We start from the raw sequence: 349 nt of genomic DNA on the forward strand, positions 1-349 counted from the left end.
GTTTTTTTGTGATTTCTTTTTCTTGCTGATATAAATCTTTTAGATCATTATATAAAATCTCACCATCCCTTGTTAAACTCATACCAAATTTCTCTCTTTTAAAAAGCTTTTTCCCTATTATATTTTCAAAGTCTTTGATCGACTTTGCTACCGGAGGTGTAGTCCTGTTCATCACCCTTGCGGCCTTACTCAGCGAGCCATTTTCGACTACGGCCATAAAAGCCTCTAGCTTTCGAGATAGAAACATAATTCACTAATCCTTTGCGTAAAAATTTATCAGAAAAAATGACAGGCATGTCAACATGCACAAGGCTAGCTGTAGATAACATTCAACATTAAATAAGTTTAT

The 349-nt window shown here is 34.4% G+C and carries 1 pseudogene; it reads right to left on the reverse strand.

From position 1 onward, the window contains the following. Window positions 1–247, reverse strand: a pseudogene (gene ytxR, locus V2A85_RS24635) (LysR family transcriptional regulator YtxR); the annotation flags it as partial. Between the last annotated feature and the right edge of the window lie 102 nt (window positions 248–349).

The sequence above is a fragment of the Yersinia sp. 1252 StPb PI genome, assembly GCF_048593885.1.
GTDB classification, from domain to species: Bacteria; Pseudomonadota; Gammaproteobacteria; order Enterobacterales; family Enterobacteriaceae; genus Yersinia; species Yersinia enterocolitica_E.